The organism is Halomonas alimentaria (genome assembly GCF_009902005.1).
In the GTDB taxonomy this organism is placed as follows: Bacteria; Pseudomonadota; Gammaproteobacteria; order Pseudomonadales; family Halomonadaceae; genus Halomonas; species Halomonas alimentaria.
On the sequence record NZ_WUTT01000001.1, the window covers coordinates 872113 to 893535 of the forward strand.

20 protein-coding genes are annotated in these 21423 nt (G+C 66.9%); 14 read left to right on the plus strand and 6 right to left on the minus strand.

The window, feature by feature from the left end; translation table 11 throughout:
• Positions 1-33: 33 nt before the first annotated feature.
• The 3 genes from glcF to glcD are packed head-to-tail and all read right to left on the minus strand — an operon-like array spanning position 34 to position 3939.
• The gene (gene glcF, locus GRB96_RS04205) at positions 34-1266 is read right to left on the minus strand and encodes a glycolate oxidase subunit GlcF (protein WP_161430799.1); all 1233 of its coding nucleotides are present in this window, start codon (positions 1264-1266) and stop codon (positions 34-36) included.
• A 19-nt stretch (positions 1267-1285) separates the two neighbouring features.
• Complete coding sequence (glcE, locus tag GRB96_RS04210; protein WP_161430801.1) at positions 1286-2419, minus strand: glycolate oxidase subunit GlcE; 1134 nt, start codon at positions 2417-2419, stop codon at positions 1286-1288.
• A 14-nt stretch (positions 2420-2433) separates the two neighbouring features.
• Positions 2434-3939, minus strand: coding sequence for a glycolate oxidase subunit GlcD (glcD, locus tag GRB96_RS04215; RefSeq protein ID WP_161430803.1), 1506 nt, complete (start codon positions 3937-3939; stop codon positions 2434-2436).
• A 278-nt stretch (positions 3940-4217) separates the two neighbouring features.
• On the opposite strand from glcD, the gene glcC reads away from it, so the two are divergent.
• The gene (gene glcC / locus GRB96_RS04220; protein WP_161430805.1) at positions 4218-4997 is read left to right on the plus strand and encodes a transcriptional regulator GlcC; all 780 of its coding nucleotides are present in this window, start codon (positions 4218-4220) and stop codon (positions 4995-4997) included.
• An 84-nt stretch (positions 4998-5081) separates the two neighbouring features.
• On the opposite strand, the gene GRB96_RS04225 is transcribed toward glcC, so the two are convergent.
• Positions 5082-6782, minus strand: coding sequence for an L-lactate permease (locus GRB96_RS04225; protein WP_161430807.1), 1701 nt, complete (start codon positions 6780-6782; stop codon positions 5082-5084).
• Between the two features lie 335 nt (positions 6783-7117).
• On the opposite strand from GRB96_RS04225, the gene GRB96_RS04230 reads away from it, so the two are divergent.
• Positions 7118-7825 (plus strand): glutathione S-transferase family protein, encoded by a 708-nt coding sequence (locus GRB96_RS04230; protein ID WP_161430809.1) that lies wholly within the window; start codon positions 7118-7120, stop codon positions 7823-7825.
• Positions 7826-7930: 105 nt separating this feature from the next.
• A complete protein-coding gene (locus tag GRB96_RS04235; protein WP_161430811.1) occupies positions 7931-8284 on the plus strand; it encodes a phasin family protein in 354 nt (117 codons plus the stop codon).
• A gap of 74 nt (positions 8285-8358) precedes the next feature.
• Here the strand turns inward: GRB96_RS04235 and GRB96_RS04240 are convergent, their stop codons facing one another.
• Entirely contained in the window at positions 8359-8997 is a 639-nt protein-coding gene (locus GRB96_RS04240; RefSeq protein ID WP_161430812.1) for a phosphoribosyltransferase, read from the minus strand.
• Positions 8998-9227: 230 nt separating this feature from the next.
• Between GRB96_RS04240 and GRB96_RS04245 the strand changes: the two genes are divergently transcribed.
• Both GRB96_RS04245 and GRB96_RS04250 read left to right on the plus strand, forming a co-directional pair.
• Positions 9228-10079: an outer membrane protein OmpK gene (locus tag GRB96_RS04245; RefSeq protein ID WP_161430814.1), complete on the plus strand. Its 852-nt coding sequence runs from the start codon at positions 9228-9230 to the stop codon at positions 10077-10079.
• A gap of 123 nt (positions 10080-10202) precedes the next feature.
• Positions 10203-11621: a uracil-xanthine permease family protein gene (locus GRB96_RS04250; RefSeq protein WP_161430817.1), complete on the plus strand. Its 1419-nt coding sequence runs from the start codon at positions 10203-10205 to the stop codon at positions 11619-11621.
• Between the two features lie 79 nt (positions 11622-11700).
• Here GRB96_RS04250 and uraD read toward each other — a convergent pair whose 3' ends face one another.
• Positions 11701-12234 carry a 2-oxo-4-hydroxy-4-carboxy-5-ureidoimidazoline decarboxylase gene (gene uraD, locus GRB96_RS04255; protein ID WP_161430819.1) on the minus strand — a complete coding sequence of 178 codons (534 nt, stop codon included), beginning with the start codon at positions 12232-12234 and terminating at the stop codon, positions 11701-11703.
• Positions 12235-12431: 197 nt separating this feature from the next.
• Between uraD and uraH the strand changes: the two genes are divergently transcribed.
• The 9 genes from uraH to GRB96_RS04300 all read left to right on the plus strand — a co-directional run bounded on the left by uraH (position 12432) and on the right by GRB96_RS04300 (position 21358).
• A complete protein-coding gene (uraH, locus tag GRB96_RS04260) occupies positions 12432-12785 on the plus strand; it encodes a hydroxyisourate hydrolase (protein WP_161430821.1) in 354 nt (117 codons plus the stop codon).
• A gap of 52 nt (positions 12786-12837) precedes the next feature.
• A complete protein-coding gene (locus GRB96_RS04265) occupies positions 12838-14043 on the plus strand; it encodes a urate hydroxylase PuuD (RefSeq protein ID WP_161430823.1) in 1206 nt (401 codons plus the stop codon).
• Positions 14044-14186: 143 nt separating this feature from the next.
• Positions 14187-14903 (plus strand): GntR family transcriptional regulator, encoded by a 717-nt coding sequence (locus tag GRB96_RS04270; protein ID WP_161430825.1) that lies wholly within the window; start codon positions 14187-14189, stop codon positions 14901-14903.
• 120 nt (positions 14904-15023) lie between these two features.
• Positions 15024-15953: an allantoinase PuuE gene (puuE, locus tag GRB96_RS04275; RefSeq protein WP_161430826.1), complete on the plus strand. Its 930-nt coding sequence runs from the start codon at positions 15024-15026 to the stop codon at positions 15951-15953.
• Positions 15954-16183: 230 nt separating this feature from the next.
• Positions 16184-17017, plus strand: coding sequence for a bifunctional allantoicase/(S)-ureidoglycine aminohydrolase (locus GRB96_RS04280; RefSeq protein WP_161430828.1), 834 nt, complete (start codon positions 16184-16186; stop codon positions 17015-17017).
• Between the two features lie 172 nt (positions 17018-17189).
• Positions 17190-17675: an ureidoglycolate lyase gene (locus GRB96_RS04285; RefSeq protein ID WP_161430830.1), complete on the plus strand. Its 486-nt coding sequence runs from the start codon at positions 17190-17192 to the stop codon at positions 17673-17675.
• Positions 17676-17853: 178 nt separating this feature from the next.
• Entirely contained in the window at positions 17854-19629 is a 1776-nt protein-coding gene (gene gcl / locus GRB96_RS04290) for a glyoxylate carboligase (protein ID WP_161430832.1), read from the plus strand.
• A gap of 26 nt (positions 19630-19655) precedes the next feature.
• Positions 19656-20432, plus strand: a complete 777-nt coding sequence (gene hyi, locus GRB96_RS04295) for a hydroxypyruvate isomerase (RefSeq protein WP_161430833.1) — start codon at positions 19656-19658, stop codon at positions 20430-20432.
• Positions 20433-20470: 38 nt separating this feature from the next.
• Positions 20471-21358, plus strand: coding sequence for a 2-hydroxy-3-oxopropionate reductase (locus GRB96_RS04300; protein ID WP_161430835.1), 888 nt, complete (start codon positions 20471-20473; stop codon positions 21356-21358).
• The last annotated feature ends 65 nt before the right edge of the window (positions 21359-21423 follow it).

A 21423-nucleotide genomic window follows, 5' to 3' on the forward strand; every position in this document is an offset into this window, starting at 1 on the left:
TGTTGCAGGGGGAAACAAGCTCGGAGGCGGGCGCTAGGCGAGCGCCTCATCCACGATCTCTATCCAGTGGCGCACCTCGGTGCGGTTGGCGCCATTGAGGTGGGTCTGGCAACCGATGTTGGCGGTGACGATCACCTCGGGATTGCCGGCCTCGAGGTTGTCGAGCTTGTTGTCGCGCAGCTGCTTCGAGAGCTCCGGCTGGGTGATGGAGTAGGTACCCGCCGAGCCACAGCAGAGGTGGGCGTCGGCCACCGGGGTCAGCGCGAAGCCGAGCCGGGTCAGCACGCCCTCCACGGCGCCGCCGAGCTTCTGGGCGTGCTGCAGGGTGCAGGGGCAGTGGAAGGCTAGCCGGCGGCCCTGTTTTACCTCGAGGTCGTCCAGGGCCTCGTCGCGGAGCACCTCGACCAGGTCCTTCGCCAGCTCGCTCACCCGGGCAGCCTTGTCGGCGTAGTCGGGGTCGTCGGCGAGGATCTCGGCGTACTCCTTGACGAAGGCGCCGCAGCCGCTGGCGGTCTGCACGATCGCCTCGGCGCCGGATTCGATATGCGGCCACCAGGCGTCGATGTTGGCCCGCGCCCGGGCACGCCCCTCGTCCTGGGCGTTGAGGTGGAAGTCGATGGCGCCGCAGCAGCCGGCCTCGGCCACCGGAGTCAGCCCGATGCCGAGGCGATCCAGCACCCGGGCGGTGGCGGCGTTGGTGTTGGGCGAGAGCCCCGGCTGCACGCAGCCCTCCAGGATCAGCATCTGGCGGGCGTGGCGGCTGCCTTCGGGGCGCTTTCCGGCATCCACCGGGGCGGGAGGCATCTTGTCCCTGAGCACGCCCGGCACCAGCGGCCTGAAGGTGAGGCCCAGCTTGAATAGCGCCTGGAAGCGCTTCGGCTCCACCAGCGCCTTGCGCAGGCCATAGCGCAGTGCGCGCTCCGATGCCTTGCGTGGCACCCGGCGCTCGACCTCGGCGCGGCCGATATTGATCAGCTTGTGGTACTCCACCCCCGAGGGGCAGGTGGTCTCGCAGTTGAGGCAGGTGAGGCAGCGGTCGAGGTGGAGCCGGGTCTCCTCGGTCACCTTGTCGCTGCCCTCGGGGGCCTCGAGCATCTCCTTGATCAGGTAGATGCGCCCGCGCGGGCCGTCGCGCTCGTCCCCCAGCAGCTGGTAGGTGGGGCAGGTGGCGTTGCAGAAGCCGCAGTGCACGCAGGTGCGCAGCACCCGATCTGCCTCGCGGATATGCGGCTTCTGGAGGTCTTCCGCGGTGAAGTGCGTCTGCATGGTGGCGTCTCCCCGTGTCTCAGAATGCCGCGTAGAGCCGGCCCGGGTTGAAGATCCCCTTGGGGTCCAGCTGGGTCTTGAGGTTGCGGTGGTACTTCTCGACCACCGGGTCGAGCGGGGTGAAGGGTTCGTCCACCGCCTTGCCGCCGGCGCCTCGCCAGCAGGTGGCGTGGCCTCCGGCCCGGCGTGCCACCGCACGGATCGCCTCGGCGTCGGCGTCGCTGCGCACCCAGCGCTGGGCGCCGGCCCAGTCGTAGAGCACGTCGGTCTCGGCGGTGACGCCGGGCACCTCGAGCACCGGGGTGTGGTGGGGCAACGAGAGCCGCCACAGTGCGCGCGGGTCCTCGGCGGCGAAGAAGTCCAGCCGCTGCTCGCGCAGGGCCTCCCAGAAGCCGTCGAGCAACTCGTCGCCGCCCAGGCGCTCGGCGGTGGCGGCCACCGAGCTGGGGCCGCCCTCCAGGCGCAGGTGCAGGGCTCCTTCAAGCCAGGCGGCAGCGGTAATCGGCAGCGGCTGGCGGCCCCATTCGGCGAGCTTGTCCAGGGCATCGGCCAGCGGCATGTCGAGGTGCAGGCTGCGGCTGGCGCCGGGCAGCGGCAGCACCTTCATGGAGACCTCGGTGATCAGCCCCAGGGTGCCCTGGGCGCCCACCATCAGGCGCGAGAGGTCGTAGCCGGCGACGTTCTTCATCACCTGGCCGCCGAAGCGCTGCTCGCTGCCCTGGCGCATGATGATGCGGGTACCCAGCACGAAGTCGCGCACGCTGCCGGCCCAGGGCCGGCGCGGGCCGGAGAGGCCGGTGGCGATCATGCCGCCCACCGTGGCGTCGTCGCCGAAGTGGGGAGGCTCGCAGGGCAGCATCTGCCCGTTGGCCGCCAGGGCGGCCTCCAGTTCACGCAGCGGGGTGCCGGCGCGCACCGAGACGATCAGCTCCACCGGGTCGTACTCGGTGATGCCGCGGTGCTCGCGGGTGGAGAGGGTCTCGGCCTCGCCGGTGCGGCCCTGAACCTTGCGACCATAGAAGGCCTTGGTGTCGCCGCCGACGAGGCGCAGCGGGGTGCCCTCGGTCTCGGCGCGGCGGATGCGATCGGCCAGCGCCTCGCTGGCATCGTGGTTCACAACGTCGCGGCTCGGAATATCGGGTGTGGTCACCATTTCGTCGAACTCTCTCAGCCTTGGCTCTCGGGGGCCCGGGTCGGGGCGGGGGCGTCACCGGCACTCTTGGTCAGGCGGAACTCGGAGCAGCGCGCCGGCGTGGGAATGTTCTTGCCGGGGTTGAGCAGGCCATCCGGGTCGAAGGCCGCCTTGGCGGCGCGGAAGGTGACCAGCTCGCCGGGGCTGAACTGAACGCACATCTGGTGGATCTTCTCGCGGCCCACCCCGTGTTCCCCGGTGATGGTGCCACCCACCTCCACGCACAACTCGAGGATGCGGCTGCCCAGTTCCTCGGCGCGTTCGAATTCGGCGGGCTGGTTGGCATCGAAGAGGATCAGGGGGTGCATGTTGCCGTCGCCGGCATGGAAGACGTTGGCGACGCGCAGGCCGTACTCCTCGCCGAGGTCGCCGATGCCCTTGAGCACCCGGGCCAGCTCGCGGCGGGGGATGGTGCCATCCATGCAGTAGTAGTCCGGCGACATGCGGCCCACCGCCGGGAAGGCGTTCTTGCGCCCGGCCCAGAACAGTGCCCGCTCGGCCTCGTCGCGGGCCTGCTGGATGTCGGTGGCGCCGGCCTCCTCCAGCACGCGGCGCACGGTGGCGCAGTCGTCGTCGACGTCGGCCTCCACGCCGTCCAGCTCGCAGAGCAGGATCGCCTCGGCCTCAACCGGGTAACCGGCGCCGATGAAGTCCTCGGCGGCACGGATCGCCAGATTGTCCATCATCTCCAGGCCCCCGGGGATGATGCCGGCGGCGATGATGGCACCCACGGCGTCGCCGGCCTTCTCGATGTCATCGAAGCTGGCCATCAGCACCTTGGCGGTCTCGGGCTTGGGCAGCAGCTTGACGGTGATCTCGGTGACCACCCCGAGCATGCCTTCGGAGCCGTTGAACAGTGCCAGCAGGTCGAAGCCAGGGGCGTCCAGCGCGTCCGATCCCAGGGTCATGTGCTCGCCCTCGATGGTCAGCACCTCGACCTTGATGACGTTATGCACGGTGAGGCCGTACTTGAGGCAGTGCACTCCGCCGGCATTCTCGGCGACGTTGCCGCCGATGGAGCAGGCGATCTGGGAGGAGGGGTCCGGGGCGTAGTAGAGCCCGTGGGGGGCGGCCGCCTCGGAGATCGCCAGGTTGCGCACTCCGGGCTGGACCCGGGCGGTGCGCGCGTCGGGGTCGATCTCGAGGATGCGGTTGAAGCGCGACAGCACCAGCAGCACGCCGTGCTCCAGCGGCATGGCGCCACCGGAGAGGCCGGTGCCGGCGCCGCGGGTGACCACCGGTACGCCCAGGGCGTGGCAGCGCTTGAGCAGGGTCTCGACCTGCTCGAGGGTCTCGGGTAGCGCGACCAGCATCGGCAGGGCGCGATAGGCGGAGAGTCCGTCGCACTCGAAGGGGCGCAGGTCCTCCTCGCGATGCAGCAGGGTCATGCCGGGCAGTGCCTGGCGCAGGTCGGCGAGGACCTCGGCCTGGGCAATGCGGGGTGGCTCGCCGTCGAGCCGGGCGTCGTACTGGGTGTTCATCGTGGCTCCCCATGCGTCTCGTCAGGGCGGAATGGCCGGGATGGCGGCTCTCGCATCCGTGGCGCGTCTCTCGGCACTCATCACTTGTTACATTATCGTGGCAACGCTGGTGGTACTGTCCAGCCTGTGGTGCACTGGTCAGACCAGCCATTGGTCTACTGGTGTACCTGCTATATGGAAGGCTTTTCCAATGTACACTCCCAGCCTAACCGTCCGCCGCTGTCCTCGCCATGGCGGCCGGGCCCATGATATCGGCGGCCAGCCAGATGGAGGTGCCCATGTTGTCGACCCCCGATGAACCCTTCAGCGGCCAGCGCACCCCGGAAGGGGTCGCCGCTCGCCTCGAGCGGCTGATCCTCGACGGTATCTTTCGCACCGGGCAGCTGTTGCCCTCGGAGCGGCGACTGTGCGAGAGGCTGGGGGTGTCGCGCGCCTCGTTGCGCGAGGGCCTGCGCATCCTGCGCAGCAAGGGCATCATCGAGACCCGGCAGGGAAGAGGTTCCACGGTGGCCTCGCTGCTGCCGGCCCGGGAGCAGAGCCCGTTGATGCACCTCTTCCGCGACCACCCGCGCACCCTGTTCGACCTGCTCGAGGTGCGTGCCCTGCTCGAGGGCGAGTCGGCGCGGCTGGCCGCCAGCCGCGGCAATCCGGCGGACCGGGTGCTGATCACGCGGCGCTATCGCGAGATGGCCGACTACGTGGCAAGCGCCGACCCCATCGACGTCGAGCGCCTGGCGCGTCTCGACCACGCCTTCCATCTGGCGATCTCGCAGGCCTCCCACAACCCGGTGCTGGTGCACACCCTGCAGAGCCTCACCGACCTGCTGCTGAGCTCGGTGTTCGCCTCGGTGAAGAACCTCTACCACCGCCCGGAGCCCCGGGAGATGATCAATCGCCAGCACGCCAGGCTTCATGACGCCGTGGTCAAGGGTAAGCCGCAGCTGGCCCAGCGCGTGGCGCTGGAGCACCTCAACGGCCTCGGCGAGGCGCTGCGCGAGATCGAGGCGGAGGATGAGCGCCTGGAGCGTTCGGCGATGCGGCTGGAGGGGTGGGAGTAGTCCGGCGACCGAGCCTGGCGCCGCAGAAACGCAAACGCCCCCGGCCATGCCGGGGGCGATGCATTTGCGACGGGCGTGGCCCGATCAGCCGAGGCCGAGCAGCGGGTCGCTGATGCCCAGCACATAGAAGGCCACCAGCGCGATGATCCCGGTGGCGACGAGGTAGTAGATCGTCGGCAGGATCGTCTTGCGGATGGTCTCGCCCTCGCGACCGAGCAGGCCCACGGTGGCCGAGGCTGCTACCACGTTGTGGATGGCGATCATGTTGCCCGCCGCGGCACCCACGGCCTGCAGCGATACCATGAAGGCGGTGGAGAGGCCGAGCTGCTGCGCCACGTTGAACTGGAAGTCGGACAGCATCAGGTTGGAGACCGTGTTGGAGCCGGCGATGAAGGCCCCCAGGGCACCCACGGCCGGGGCGAAGAACGGATAGACTCCGCCCACGCTGTCGGCCACCAGCTGTGCCATGGCCACCGGCATGGAGACCAGGTCGGCGGCATTGACGCCGGAGTTGATCAGGATCCGCACCATGGGAATGGTGAAGATCAGCACGAAACCGGCGCCGAAGATGGTGCGGGTGGACTCGCCGAAGGCCGCCTTGAGCTCACCCAGGCGCATGCGGTGGAGCAGGGCGGTGAGCAGTACCACCATCAGCAGGATACCGCCGGGCAGGTAGAGCGGCTGGATGCTGCCGGAGACGCCGGCTTCACCCAGGATGTCGCTCCAGCCGAAGGCGAAGGAGGTCAGCGCATTCTTGAACGGCTCGATGGTGCGCGAGGCAACCAGGATCACCGCCAGCAGCACGTAGGGGACCCAGCCCATCAGGGTGGAGATCGGTGCCTTGCCGGTGACATCGTCCAGCTTGATCTCGAGCTTGCCGATCCACTGGTCGGGCCAGGAAGAGGACTCGGGGAAGTCCCAGTTGTCCCTGGGAATCAGGAAGCCGCGGCGGGCGGCCGGCACGACGATGGCCAGGCCGACCATGGCGCCGATCATCGACGGGAACTCTGGCCCGAGCAGCACACCGGCCAGCATGTAGGGCACCACGAAGCTGATGCCGGCGAAGATGGCGAAGGGGGCGATGGAGAGACCCTCCTTCCAGGAGCGGTTGGCGCCGAAGAAACGCACCATGATCACCACCATGATCAGCGGCATCAGGATGCCGACGATGCCGTGGATGACGGCAACCTCTCCGGCGATCAGGCGGAAGTACTCCATCCAGCTCGCGCCGCCGGCCTCCAGGGTCTCGGTGATGCCGGCGCGGTCGAGGCCGCCGGTGACACCTACCACGATGGGCGTGCCGACCGCACCGAAGGAGACCGGGGTGGACTGGATCATCATGCCCACCACCACGGCGGCGAGTGCGGGGAAGCCCAGCGCCACCATCAGCGGGGCGGCGACGGCGGCGGGGGTGCCGAAGCCCGAGGCGCCCTCGATGAAGCAGCCGAACAGCCAGGCAACGATGATGGCCTGCACGCGGCGGTCCGGGCTGATGCCGGAGAAGCCGTTGCGTATCGCCTTGATGCCGCCCGAGTGCTTGAGGGTATTGAGTAGCAGGATGGCGCCGAAGATGATCCACAGGATCGAGACGGTGAGGATCAGGCCCTGGAGGGTCGAGGCCATGACGCGGGTGGCGCTCATCTCCCAGGCGAACAGGCCAATGATGGCGGTGACCACGAACACGATCGGCATGGCAGTCCTGGCTGCCATGCGCAGACCGATCAGCAGCACACCGGCCAGCACCAGGGGCACGAAGGCCAGCAGTGCAAGGAGGGTGTCATTCATGGGGCAGGTTACCTCGATCAGCTGTCAGTGTGGTGTCCAACCGGCGGTGAGCCGGCCGGGTGAGTTGGTCAGCGGGACCTTAAGGCCTGATCGGTGTGCTTTCCATAGCTGGGAAATTGGTATGACCAAATTGTGATGAGCTGGCGGGAGTGCTGATATAAATCCTAACCATTTGTCAGATCAGGAGAAAAGTCGTGGTGTCGGCGGGACAGAGAGGGGCGCGCGATGATAATTGTTAGACTAATGGACAGGCGGTGACCGCTATTGGCGGCCATGGCAATCGCTGCCAGACTGCATCGGTATCACCCTGACGGTTACGCGAACGAGGAGATGGCATGACACGAGTGCTCTATGACCTGTGTGGCGTCGACGAGGGGCTGCGCTTCTCGCCCTACTGCTGGCGCGTGCGCTACGCCCTGGCCCACAAGGGGCTGGAGGTGGAGACCCGCCCCTGGCGTTTCACCGACAAGGCGGCACTGGCCTTTGCCGACCATGACAAGGTGCCGGTGCTGGTCGACGGCGAGACGGTGGTCACCGACAGCTACGAGATCATGCGCTACCTGGATCGTGCCTACCCCGAGGCGCCACTGCTGGGCGACGACCTGGCCGAGGGGCGCGCGCGCTTCCTGCGCCACTATGCCGAGCGCACCCTGCAGCCGGCCATCATGCGCACCATCATCATGGACCTGTTCAACGCCATCCACCCCGACGATCAGGCCTACTTCCGCGAGAGCCGTGAGAAGCGCTTCGGCCGCACCCTGGAGGAGTTCCACTCGCCGTCTAAGGGGCTCTCTCAGCTGGATGCCGGCCTCGAGCCGCTGCGCGGCCGGCTCAAGGAGGCGGCGTTCCTGGACGGTGACGCCCCGGCCGGTGCCGACTACCTGGTCTTCGGCTGCTTCATGTGGGCCCGCTGCGTCTCCAGCGCCGACCTGGTCTCCAACGCCGACCCGGTCCACGCCTGGCTCGAGCGCATGCTGGACCTCTACGGTGGTCTGGGGCGCAAGGCGATGCGCATCACGGACGTGGAGGGGGCCTACCGCTGAGGGGCTGGCCGGCAAAACGATGTTGCAATGCACAAAAGTGCCTGCTATGTTGCATTGCAACACAGGACATTTCGTCCTGTTCGGCCCCAGAGACGGAGGTGTTCCATGACCACCAAGGCTACCCAGCAGAAAGCGACCGAACAGTTTGAAGGGCTCTTCGTCGAGCCGGCTCGTGCCTATGGCTCGCTGGCCCTCGAGTACACCGAGAAGCTCGTCGGTGCGCAGCTCGACGCCGCGCGTCGCTACAGCGACCTGAGCCTGGCCCAGGCCCGCACCTGGATCGCGGTTCGCGATGCCGATGGCTTCAAGCAGGCCTTCGAAGGCCAGCAGAAGGCTGCCCAGGACCTCGGTGACCACGTCAAGGCCGACGTCGAGAAGCTCTCCACCCTCAACCAGGACTACCTGCAGAAGGGTCAGAAGCTGGTAGAGGAGAGCCTGAAGGCCGTCGGCAGCAAGTAAGCCGCATCCTTTTAGGCTGTGATAGCGGGCCGCCCCTCGGGGTGGCCCGCTGTCGTTGTGGCACCGGTGGGGCGCTAGCGGGACGGGTGACCGCCGTGACCGGACGCGAGTAGCGCGACTACCTCGTCGTCGCTGACCTGATCGAAGTCGGCGAAGAACCGGCCCACGGAACCGAAGCGCTCGGGCACCTCGCCGCACACTACCTCGTCGGCCAGCGTCTCCAGGCGTGCCAGGGTGTCCGGTGGGGCCACCCCCAGCGCGGCGACCAGGCGTGCGGGCCCGCGCTGGCGCAATGTGGGCAGTGCCGCGGCCATGGTCGCCCCGGTGGCGCTGCCGTCGTCCACCACCACCACGATGCGCCCGGCCGGGTCGATCGGGGAGCGCACCGGGGTGTAGCGCCGGCGGCGCTCCTCGATCAGTTCCCGTTGTCTCCCCACCTCGCGGGCAATCCAGTCGTCGCTGTACTCCCTTGCCGTCTCCTCCAGGTGCACGCTGCCATCCTCGCTTACCGCGCCGATGGCGTACTCCGGGTTGCCGGGGGCACCGATCTTTCGCACCAGCACCACATCCAGCTCGCCCCCGAGGGTGTCGGCGATGATCCGGCCCATGGGCACCCCGCCGCGGGGAATGGCCAGCACCAGCGGGTGTCGACCGGCCAGGTGGCCGAGCCTTGTGGCCAGGCGGTGTGCCGCATCGAGTCGATTTCGGAACATGGCGAGTCTCTCTCATCGGTTTCCTTCCTTCAGTCTAGAAGACGGGGAGCACGCGCAGACTGCCCCTGGCAGGGCTGGCATCGGTGCACTCCCGAGGTTGGTGGAGAAGCCGACTCGAAGGGCATGAATAAAAATGGAAGGGTTTTCCGAATCCGTTTTGTTGGGCTATTGTGTACACAGCGAGTCTGCTCGATTGTATCCAATAAACACAACAAGCGGAGATCTCTTCCATGCAAGAGCCCACCCCCAAGCGGCGCCTTGGCGCCGTCCTGCTGCTCGGCGGCCTGGTCACCGGCAGCGCCCAGGCCGCGACCTGGAGTGACACCTTCCTCGGCTACCGCTACGGCACCCAGTTCACCGAGCCCGGTAATTCACGGGATGTCGAGAAGCACGTGTTGCAGTTCACCCATGTGAGCAGCTACTCGCTGGGCCAGAACTTCCTCAACCTGGACCTGCTGCAGTCGGACAGCGCCGACCCGGCCAGCGGCGGAGATACCGGCGCCACCGAGGCCTACCTGACCTACCGTCACCAGTTGCACCTCGGCAAGCTGACCGGCGAGCCGATGGCGTTCGGACCGGTCAAGGAGGTGGCGCTGACCGGCGGCTTCGACCTCAACACCAAGAACACCGCGTTTGCGCCCCGCAAGCGCCTGCTGGTGGCGGGGCCCACGCTCAAGTTCGACGTACCCCAGGGCTTCGTCGACCTCAGCCTCTTCTATGCTCACGAGTGGAACCACTGCGGGGCGGGCTTCTGCGACGTCAACGAGGTCGAGTTCGACCCCTACTACCAGCTCAACCTGGCCTGGGGGCTGCCCTTCGAGGTCGGCGCCGCGGCGCTCAAGTTCCAGGGGTTCTACAACTACAACGGCGAGAAGGGCGAGGACTATCAGGGCATCGACACCGAGCCCGAGCAGCTGATGCGCACCTCGCTGATGCTCGATGTGGGCCAGCTGGCCTGGGGCGGGGAGAACCAGTTGTGGGCCGGTGTCGGCTACGAATACTGGCGCAACAAGTTCGGTAACCACGGCAAGCCCGGCGTGGACACCGACGCACCGACCCTGCAGCTCGAGTGGCACTTCTGATCGCCGTTAGACGACATTGATGTATACAACTTTGTATTTAATCGACGACAGATTAATGGTCATCGATGTCGACATGCGGTATCCATGGACGACGGACAATAACAGCCCCCGGATAGCCCCATCATGAAAAACAAGACTCGCAACACCTCGCTGTTCGATTTCGACGGGCGGCCGCCGGTCTACAAGGCCCTGCCCATCTCGTTGCAGCACGTGCTGGCGATGATCGCCGGTGTGATCACGCCCCCTATCATCATCGCCGGCGTGGTCGGCTCGACGCCCCAGGAGAAGCTGCTGCTGATCCAGGTGGCGGTGCTCGCCTCGGGCGTCTGCACCCTGTTCCACCTCTATGGTGTCTGGAAGTTCGGCGCGCGCCTGCCGGCCATCTTCGGCGTCGGCTTCGCCTATGTGCCGACCCTGATCGCCGTGGGCGGGCAGTTCGGCATCGAGGGGATCCTCGGTGCCCAGCTGATCGGCGGCATCACCATGATGGTGGTCGGCTACTTCATCCAGTATATCCGCCACCTCTTTCCGCCCATCGTGGCGGGAACCGTGGTGCTAGTGATCGGCCTCTCGCTCTACGACATCGCCATCCGCTACATGGCGGGTAGCGGCAACGTCAATGCCGAGGGCTTCGGCGACCTGGCGAACTGGATGGTGGGTATCATCACCCTGCTGGCAGTACTCGGCGCCTCCCAGTTCGGTCGCGGCGTGGTGCGCCTCTCGGCGATCATCGTCGGTATCCTGGTGGGCTACGCGGTGGCCCTGCCGATGGGTATGGTCGACTTCAGTTCGGTGCCCGAGGCGAGCTGGCTGGCGGTGCCGCGGTTTATGCCTTTCGAGCTGGAGTTCCACTCCGCGGCGATCGTCTCCATGGTGGTGATCTGCGTGATCAACTCGGTGCAGACCATCGGTGACCTCTCCGCCACCAGCGTGGCGGGCATGAACCGTGAGCTGAAGACCCGCGAGCTCACCGGCGGCCTGCTCGGCAACGGCCTGACTACCGCGGTGAGTTCGCTGTTCGCGGCGCTGCCCACCTCCACCTTCAGCCAGAACGTCGGCATCGTGGCCATGACCAAGGTGATCAGCCGCTCGGTTCTGGCCATCGCTGGTGTGTTCATGGTGCTGGCCGGGCTGAGTCCCAAGTTCAGCGCCATCATGACCACCATTCCCTACCCGGTGCTGGGCGGTGCCACCATCACGGTGTTCGGGATGATCACCATGACCGGCATCCAGCTGCTCATCAAGGACGAGCTCTCGGCCCGCAACGTGACCATCGTCGGCCTCTCCCTGGCCCTGGCGCTGGGCATCTCCCAGGTACCGGCGGCCATCGAGCAGTTCCCCGAGATGCTGCAGAACGTCATCGGCGGCGCGCCCATCGTGGTGGCGGCGATCACCTCCTTCGTGCTCAACCTGGTGCTGCCGCATCGCTCCCTGGCCGACGAGCGGCGCGAACGCGAGGAGATCGCCCGTGCCGACGCCGAGGCCGCGGGCCAGGGCCCGGATGCCCAGCCGGTCCCCGGCGGACGAAGCCATCTTTCATGACCCCAACGACAAGCGGGGCGCCGGCTCGCCGGCGCCCCGCTCTGGGGTAGATGGGGGCAGTGGCTGCCCCCTGCTGGCGTCACTTCCCGGCGTCGGCCCTGGCCTCCAGACGAAAGCGGGCGATGCGGTTGATCTGCTCCACCGCCGTGCGGCGCTCCTCGGCGGGATCGTTCTCCAGGCGTGTCTCGAAGGCGTCGAGGATGGCGTAGCGGTCGCTGCCCTTGACCGCCATCACGAACGGGAAGCCGAACTTCGCCTTGTAGGCGGCGTTGAGCCGTTCGAAGCGGGCCATCTCCTTCGGGGAGCACTGGTCGAGGCCGGCGCCGGCCTGCTCGCGGGTGGAGTCGTCGGTGAGCTCGCCGGCCACCGCTGCCTTGCCGGCGAGATCCGGGTGGGCGCGGATCACCTCCAGCTGGCGCTCGGCGGGGGCGGAAGCGAGCACCTCGCCCATCGCTTCGGCGAGTCCCTCGGGAGTGTCCTGTGCCACCGTGAGAGCCTTCTCCCAGGTCAGTTCGGCGACCCAGGGAGAGTGCTCATAGATCTCGCCGTAGGCGGCCACGAAGGCGGCCTTGTCCAGCTGGCTGGGTCGCGGGCTCAGGGTTCTGTCGCTCATGGTTATGCTCCTTCAGGGGGTGGTCGGTTAGTTCTGGCGAGTGCTTCGAATAAATGTATACAAAAAATGTTTTGAAATGTACTGCAAAAATGTCTAAAACTGTTTTCAAAGAGTGAGGGTAGCCTCGGGCACCTGCACCGACAAGCGAAACCCGGTTCCATTACGACAATCCACAACACGACACGAGGAGCACCACCATGGGACGCCTGACCACCCACGTACTCGACACCGCTCAGGGTCGCCCGGGAGAGGGCATCCGCATCGAGGTCTATCGCCTGGAGGGCGAGCAGCGCACCCGCCTGAAGGAGGTGGTAACCAACGATGACGGGCGCTGTGACGCGCCGATCCTCGAGGGCGAGGCGTTCGCTGCCGGCCAGTACGAGCTGGTCTTCCATGCCGGGGACTACCTGCGTGCCCAGGGTGTCGAGGCCGAGGAGCCGCGTTTCCTGGACGTGATCCCGCTGCGCTTCGGCGTGGCCGATGCCGGCGCGCACTACCATGTGCCGCTGCTGCTCTCGCCCTATGGCTACTCCACCTACCGCGGAAGCTGAGGGGCTTCCCCCGCCGAGATGCCCATAACAAGACGCTAGACGAGGCCCCCCTATGCAAGCCTATCTGCTGGATTTCGGAAACTTCATGCTGCGCTGGCTGCACGTCATCGCGGCCATCGCCTGGATCGGTGAATCCATCTACTTCGTGATGCTGGACAACGGCCTGCGCACGCCCAAGGCCGCCGAGGACCGCGACAAGGGCGTGTTCGGCGAGATGTGGGCGGTGCACGGCGGCGGCTTCTACCACAACCAGAAGTACGCCACAGCCCCGGCCAAGCTGCCCGAGGACCTGCACTGGTCGTTCTGGAAGGCCTACACCACCTGGCTGTCGGGCTTTGCGCTGTTCATCCTGCTCTACATGGCCAACCCCAGCTTCTACCTGGTCAACCCCAATGCCAGCTGGGCGTGGGCCGCCAACATGAGCGGCTGGCAGGCCAACGTGGTGGCGCTGCTGTTCCTGCTCGGCGGCTGGGTGGTCTACAACGAGCTGTGCAAGCGCATCAGTCCCAACATGACCCGTGATGGCGTGCTCAGCATCGCGGTGGCGGTGATGATGGTGGTGGTCTCCTACCTGAGCACCCAGATCTTCTCCGGCCGCGCGGCCTTCCTGCTCACCGGTGCGGTGATGGCCACCGCCATGTCGGCCAACGTCTTCTTCTGGATCATCCCGGGGCAGCGCCGAATGGTGAAGGCGATGAAGGCGGGCGAGGCCCCCAACCCGCTGGACGGCAAGCGCGGCAAGCAGCGCTCGGTGCACAACACCTACTTCACCCTGCCGGTGGTGCTGCTGATGATCAGCAATCACTACTCCTTCGCCTACTCCCATGACTACGCCTGGGTGATCATGTCGCTGTTCATCTTCGGTGGTGCACTGATCCGTCAGTTCTTCGTGCTGATGCACGCTGGCAAGATACAACCCGCCTACCCGGTGGCCGGCACCGCCCTGATCGCCGTGGCATTCTGGGTCGCCATGCCGAGCGTCGGTGGCAACGCCGGCCAGGCCCAGGCGTCGGTTTCCGTGGGCATGGCCGAGGTGCAGCCAATCATCGAGACTCGATGTGTGGCCTGCCACGCCAGCAAACCTAGTCAACCTGGCTTCAATGCCCCCCCCGCAGGGCTTGCCTACGATACCCATGAGCAGATCCTGCAGCAGCGAGACAAGATTCGTGAGGTGGTGGCCAGCGGCTATATGCCCCTGGGCAACATGACCGGGATGACCGACGAGGAGCGAGAGGCCATCGCCGCGTGGTCGGAATGATCCCTGAGTCTCCCGCATGATGACTCCCTTGACCCGCCCACGTGGCGGGTCCTCTTGTTTCGGGGCTTGTCTCGGGTCGGGGGCATGATTTCATGGGTGTCGCGTATACAATGAGGACAGCCAACCACAGGGAGCCAGGCCACATGAACCAACGTCAGGAGGTCCCCAGCCGCCGCGGCAAGAACGGCGACGGCGCGGAGCGCCACGAGGCGATCCACCGGGCGATCAGCGATGCCATCATCGAGCATCGCCTCAAGCCCGGCGCGCGCCTGCGCGAGGATGCCCTGGCGGAGGTGTTCGGGGTCAGCCGCACCGGCATCCGCAAGATCCTCCAGCGCCTGGCGCTGGAGCAGCTGGTCACCCTCACCCCACGGCGCGGTGCCAGCGTCACCCGGCCCACCGCCGAGGAAGCCCGGGAAGTCTTCGACGCTCGCCAGATGGTCGAGTGCGGGCTGATGCCCGAGGTGGCAAGGCGTATCGATGCGCAGGGTGCCCAGTCGCTGCGAGAGCTCTCCGCCCGCGAGCAGCAGGCGCTGAGAGAGGACGATCACAGCGCGGCGATCCGCCATTCGGCGGACTTCCACACCCGCCTGGCGCGCCTGGCCGGCAATGCCACCCTGGCCGACTTCGTCGAGCGACTCTGCTTCCGCTCCTCGCTGATCCTGGCGGTCTACGGGATGCCTGGCCACCTGGGGTGCGAGACCCATGACCACGATGCGCTGATCGCTCTGCTGGAGAAGGGCAGGGGGAACGAGGCCGCTGTGCGGATGGGAGAGCACCTGCGCGCCGTGGAGGCCACCCTGGCGATTGTCGAGGAGGAGCAGGAGACGCCGGACCTGCATCGTATCTTCCACGTTTGACACTCGTGGGCAGCGGCGGGCTTGCGCCGCCGAAGCGGCAGGAGTACATTTCTTGTTGTATACAAAAATGTCTCGACATTGGTGTCAGTGTCGTCATCCCAGTAACAACAAGGTGATGGAATGAGCGCTTCCTCCTATCCCCGTGACCTGATCGGCTACGGTCGCACCCCGCCCCACGCCAACTGGCCCGGCAACGCCCGGATCGCCGTGCAGTTCGTGCTCAACTACGAGGAGGGCGGGGAGAACTGCGTGCTCCATGGGGACGAGGGTTCCGAGCAGTTCCTCTCGGAGATCATCGGCGCGGCCAGCTACCCGGATCGCCACCTGAGCATGGAGTCGATCTACGAGTACGGGTCCCGGGCGGGGGTGTGGCGCATCCTGCGCGAGTTCGAGCGCCGCGGCCTGCCGCTTACCGTGTTCGGCGTGGCCATGGCGCTGGAGCGCCACCCCGAGGTGGCCCACGCCTTCAAGGAGCTGGGCCATGAAATCGCCTGCCACGGCTATCGCTGGATCCACTACCAGGAGGTGCCCGAGCACGTCGAGCGCGAGCACCTGCAGAAGGCGATGGCGATCTTCCAGCGCCTCTACGGGGAGAAGCCGCTGGGCTGGTACACCGGCCGCGACAGCCCCAACACCCGTCGTCTGGTGCTTGACGAGGGCGGCTTCCTCTACGACAGCGACTACTACGGCGACGACCTGCCGTTCTGGACCCGCGAGAAGGACAGCCAGGGTGTCGATCACGACCACCTGGTGGTGCCCTACACCCTGGACACCAACGACATGCGCTTCGCCGCGCCCCAGGGCTTCAACACCGCCGACCACTTCTTCACCTACCTGCGCGACGCCTTCGACGTGCTCTACGAGGAAGGAGAGGAGTCGCCGAAGATGCTCTCCATCGGCATGCACTGCCGCCTGCTGGGACGCCCCGGCCGCTTCCGCGCCCTGCAGCGCTTCCTCGACCATATCGAGGCCCACGACCGGGTCTGGGTGGCGCGCCGCGTGGATATCGCCCGACACTGGGTGGAGCATCATCCGGCGCCGGGGCGCTGAGTCATATCACTCGTCCGGATGCGCGGCATTCTGGCGAACATCTTTGAACTGCCGCTTCCCGAAGCGAGAGGCGCCGGGGACAGGTCTGGAGGGGGTCCTATGCCAGGGATGGCATCGGTAGCGCCCAGGGAGGGGTTCACAGCGCCCCCGAACAGGCCTGTCGCCGGATCAGCCTCGAGCGATGTCTGCCACGGGCACGGCTTTCGGCCCAAGCCTTTTCAGGACACACCATGAACCAACGCACCTACTATGCCCCGCATGGCGGGCATCCGCCCCAGACCCAGCTGCTCTCCGACCGCGCGGTGTTCACCGAGGCCTACGCCTTCATTCCCCGGGGGGTGATGCGCGACATCGTCACCAGCAATCTGCCGTTCTGGGAGAAGACCCGGTTGTGGGTGCTGGCGCGCCCGCTCTCCGGCTTCGCCGAGACCTTCTCCCAGTACATCATGGAGGTCTCCCCCGACGGCGGCAGCGAGCGCCCCGAGCCCGACCCCGAGGCCGAGGGGGTGCTCTTCGTGGTGGAGGGCGAGATGACCCTGACCCTGGCTGGCGAGCGCCACCGCATGGTGCCCGGCGGCTACGCCTTCCTGCCGCCGGGCAGCAAGTGGCAGCTGCGCAACGAATCCGACGCCCCGGTGCGCTTCCACTGGGTGCGCAAGGCCTACGAGCGGGTCGCGGGCATCGAGGTGCCGGAGCCCTTCGTGGTCAACGAGAACGATATCGCCCCCAACGAGATGCCGGGCACCGAGGGACGCTGGGCGACCACCCGCTTCGTCGACCCCGGGGACGTGCGTCACGACATGCACGTCAATATCGTCACCTTCCAGCCCGGCGCGGTGATCCCCTTCGACGAGACCCACGTCATGGAGCATGGCCTCTACGTGCTCGAGGGCAAGGCGGTCTACCACCTCAACCAGGAGTGGGTGGAGGTCGAGGCCGGCGACTTCATGTGGCTGCGCGCCTTCTGTCCCCAGGCCTGCTACGCCGGTGGCCCGGGCCCGTTCCGCTACCTGCTCTACAAGGACGTCAACCGCCACGCCGCGCTGCGGCCGGCGATGCGCTGAGATAGCGACGCAATCCGAGCATAGAGGTAACGCTCGAGGCTGATCCGGCGACAGGGCTGTTCGGGGGCGCTGTGAACCCCTCCCTGGGCGCTACCGATGCCATCCCTGGCATAGGACCCCCTCTTCGCCCTGTCCCCGGCGCCTCTCGCTCAGCACACATAGGTACCCGATCATGCTGGAACTCAAAGCCGAGACGCTGACCGCCGAGACCTTCGCCCCCTTCGGCGACGTCATCGACGCCCGCACCGCCGACTGGTTTCCCATCAACGCCGGGCGCACCCGGCGGCACCACGACCTGGCCCAGGTCGAGACCCTGGGGGAGGGCGCGCGGACCCTGATCAGCGTCTTCGTCAGCCAGCCGGTGACGCTACCCCTGGAACTCGACTTCCTGGAGCGCCATCCGCTGGGCAGCCAGGCCTTCATGCCGCTCCATGAAGAACGGTTCGTGGTGGTGGTGGCGCCACCGGGCGACGAGATCGATCCTGCCGAGGTGCGTGCCTTCGTCACCGACGGGCGCCAGGGGGTCAACTACCGCGCCGGCATCTGGCATGCCATCCAGTCGGTGCTGGAGCGGGAAGGGGAGTTCCTGGTCGTCGATCGCGGCGGCGAGGGGAACAACTGCGATGAATACCCCCTGTCGATACAGGTCGTCCTGTAACGCAGGGTTCACGGCCTCCCTACAGGTACCCAAGCCGCTGAAACGGCTTGGGTATTTTTTGGATACAAGAATATTTGAAAATATTTTCCACATAGTCTTGACGCTCCGTTGTGGCGGGCCTAGTCTCGGTATACAGAAAATGTTTCCACAAAAATAAATCCCTCAGGAGGAAGCCGTCATGGCCCGCATGACCGCCGCAGAAGCCGCCGTTCACGTGCTCCGCAAGGAAGGTATCGAGGTCGCCTTCGGCGTGCCCGGCGCCGCCATCAACCCCTTCTATGCCGCCCTGCGCAAGGTGGGAGGCGTCGACCACATCCTCGCCCGCCATGTCGAGGGCGCTTCGCACATGGCCGAGGGTTACACCCGCACCAAAGCCGGCAACATCGGGGTCTGCATCGGGACCTCGGGCCCCGCCGGCACCGACATGATCACCGGCCTCTACTCCGCCTCCGCGGACTCCATCCCGATCCTCTGCATCACCGGCCAGGCGCCCCGCGCCAAGCTGCACCAGGAGGACTTCCAGGCGGTGGACATCCGCGAGATCGCCGGGCCTGTCACCAAGTGGGCCGTCACCGTGCTGGAGCCGGCCCAGGTGCCGCGTGCCTTCCAGCAGGCCTTCCACCTGATGCGCTCGGCGCGCCCCGGCCCGGTGCTGATCGACCTGCCCATCGACGTGCAGATGAGCGAGATCGAGTTCGACCCGGACACCTACGAGCCGCTGCCGGTCTACAGGCCGACCGCTACCCGGGCCCAGGCCGAGAAGGCCATCGCCATGCTGCAGCAGGCCGAGCGGCCGCTGATCGTCGCCGGCGGCGGCATCATCAACGCCGATGCCAGCGATCGCCTGGTGGAATTCGCCGAGCTCGTCGGGGTGCCGGTGATCCCCACCCTGATGGGCTGGGGGACCATTCCCGACGACCATCCGCTGATGGCCGGCATGGTCGGGCTGCAGACCTCCCATCGCTACGGCAATGCCACCCTGCTCGAGTCGGACTTCGTGATGGGCATCGGCAACCGTTGGGCCAACCGCCACACCGGCAACGTCGAGACCTACACCCGCGGGCGCACCTTCGTGCATGTGGACATCGAGCCGACCCAGATCGGGCGCATCTTCGGCCCCGACTTCGGCATCGTGTCCGACGCCGGGGCGGCGCTCGACCTCTTCCTCGAGGTGGCCCGCGAGCTCGAGGCCGAGGGGCGGCTGCGCCAGCGCAGCCGCTGGGTCGAGGCCTGCCAGGAGCGCAAGCGCACCCTGCTGCGCAAGACTCACTTCGACGAGGTGCCGGTCAAGCCGCAGCGGGTCTACGAGGAGATGAACCGGGTCTTCAGCCGCAACACCCGCTACGTCAGCACCATCGGCCTGTCGCAGATCGCCGGTGCCCAGTTCCTCCATGTCTACCAGCCGCGTCACTGGATCAACTGCGGCCAAGCCGGCCCGCTGGGCTGGACCATCCCCGCTGCCCTGGGGGTGCGTCGCGCCGACCCCGAAGCCGAGGTGGTGGCGCTCTCCGGCGACTATGATTTCCAGTTCATGGTCGAGGAACTGGCCGCCGGCGCCCAGTTCAAGCTGCCCTGGGTGCACGTGCTGGTAAACAACTCCTACCTGGGGCTGATCCGTCAGGCCCAGCGCGGCTTCGACATGGACTACTGCGTACAGCTCGCCTTCGAGAACATCAACTGCCCCGAGATCAACGGCTACGGCGTGGACCATGTCTCGGTGGTGGAGGGGCTGGGCTGCAAGGCGCTGCGGGTCACCGAGCCCGACGCCATCGCCCCGGCCCTGGAGGAGGCCCGCCGCCTGGCCGCCGAGCATCGCGTGCCGGTGGTGGTGGAGGTAATCCTCGAGCGGGTGACCAATATCGCCATGGGCACCGACCTGGACGGCGTCAACGAGTTCGAGGCCCTGGCCGAGAACATCCAGGATGCGCCGACCTCCATCGCTTCCCTGACCTGAAACGACTACGACCCAAGGAGACCAAGATGCCCAAGTTTGCCGCCAACCTCAGCATGCTGTTCACCAAGGTGGACTTCCTCGACCGCTTCCAGGCCGCCGCAGAAGCCGGCTTCAAGGGCGTGGAATACCTCTTTCCGTACGACTTCGAGGCCGCCGAGATCAGGCGGCGCCTGGAGGACAACGGCCTGGAGCAGGTGCTGTTCAACCTGCCCGCGGGCGACTGGGCCGCCGGCGAGCGCGGCATCGCCTGCCACCCGGACCGCGTCGCCGAGTTCCGCGAGGGGGTCGAGCGCGCCATCGCCTACGCCCGCGTGCTGGGCAATACCCAGGTCAACTGCCTGGCCGGGATCAAGCCGGAGGGCGTCAGCGACGCCGAGGCACGCCAGACCCTGGTCGGGAACCTGCGCTACGCCGCCGACAAGCTCGCGGATGCCGGCATCCTGCTGATCGCCGAGCCGATCAATACCCGCGACATCCCGGGCTTCTTCCTCAACCGCACCGAGCAGGCACTCCAGATCTTCGACGAGGTGGCAGGCGACAACCTCAAGCTGCAGTACGACATCTATCACATGCAGATCATGGAGGGGGACCTGGCGCCGACCATCGAGACGCACTTCGATCGCATCGCCCATGTGCAGATCGCCGACAACCCGGGACGTCACGAACCGGGCACTGGGGAGATCAACTACCCCTTCCTGTTCGCCCACCTGGATCGCCTGGGCTACCAGGGCTGGATCGGCGCCGAGTACAAGCCCGCCGGCCGCACCCAGGAGGGCCTGGGCTGGCTGGACGCCGCCCGGTAAACATCGTCTCGACAACCCAATGACAAAAGAGAGAGATCATGAGCAAGATCGGATTTATCGGCCTCGGCATCATGGGTCGCCCCATGGCGGGCCACCTGCTGGACGCCGGCCACGAGCTCACCACCGTCAAGCGCGGCAAGCTCGACGAGACGCTGGCCAGCAAGGGCATGCAGGAGCTCGCAAGCCCCCGCGCGGTCGCCGAGCAGGCCGAGGTGATCATCACCATGGTGCCGGACACCCCGGACGTCGAGCAGGTGCTGTTCGGCGAGAATGGGGTCATCGAGGGCCTGAAGCCCGGCACCCTGGTGATCGACATGAGCTCCATCGCGCCGATCCCCACCCAGGACTTCGCCCGGCGCATCCATGAGGCCGGCGGTGAGTATGTCGACGCCCCTGTCTCCGGCGGGGAGGGCGGTGCCATCAACGCCGCCCTGACCATCATGGTCGGCGCCACCGACGAGGGTTTCACCCGGGCCAGGCCGGTCCTCGAGGTGATGGGCAAGACCATCACCCATATTGGCGGCCACGGCGCCGGCCAGACCTGCAAGGTGGCCAACCAGATCGTCGTCGCCCTGACCATCGAGGCGGTGGCCGAGGGCCTGCTGTTCGCCTCGAAGGCGGGTGCCGACGTGGCCAAGGTGCGCGAGTCGTTGCTCGGCGGCCTGGCCCAGTCGAAGATCCTCGACGTGCACGGCGAGCGCATGATCCAGCGGACCTTCGATCCCGGCTTCAAGATCAAGCTGCACCAGAAGGACCTCAACCTGGCACTGGAAGGCGCGCGCAGCCTCGACCTGGCGCTGCCCGGTACCGCCAACGCCCAGCAGCTGTTCCAGGCCTGTGCCGCCAACGGCGGCGCCGAGTGGGACCATGCCGGCATCCTGCGTGCCCTGGAGACCCTGGCCAACCACGAGGTGGGCCAGGCGTGAGTTCCGGCGTCGGCCCGGTGCTGGGCCGGCGCGGACAGGGGAGGTGACTGCTCCCCGAGGGCCTG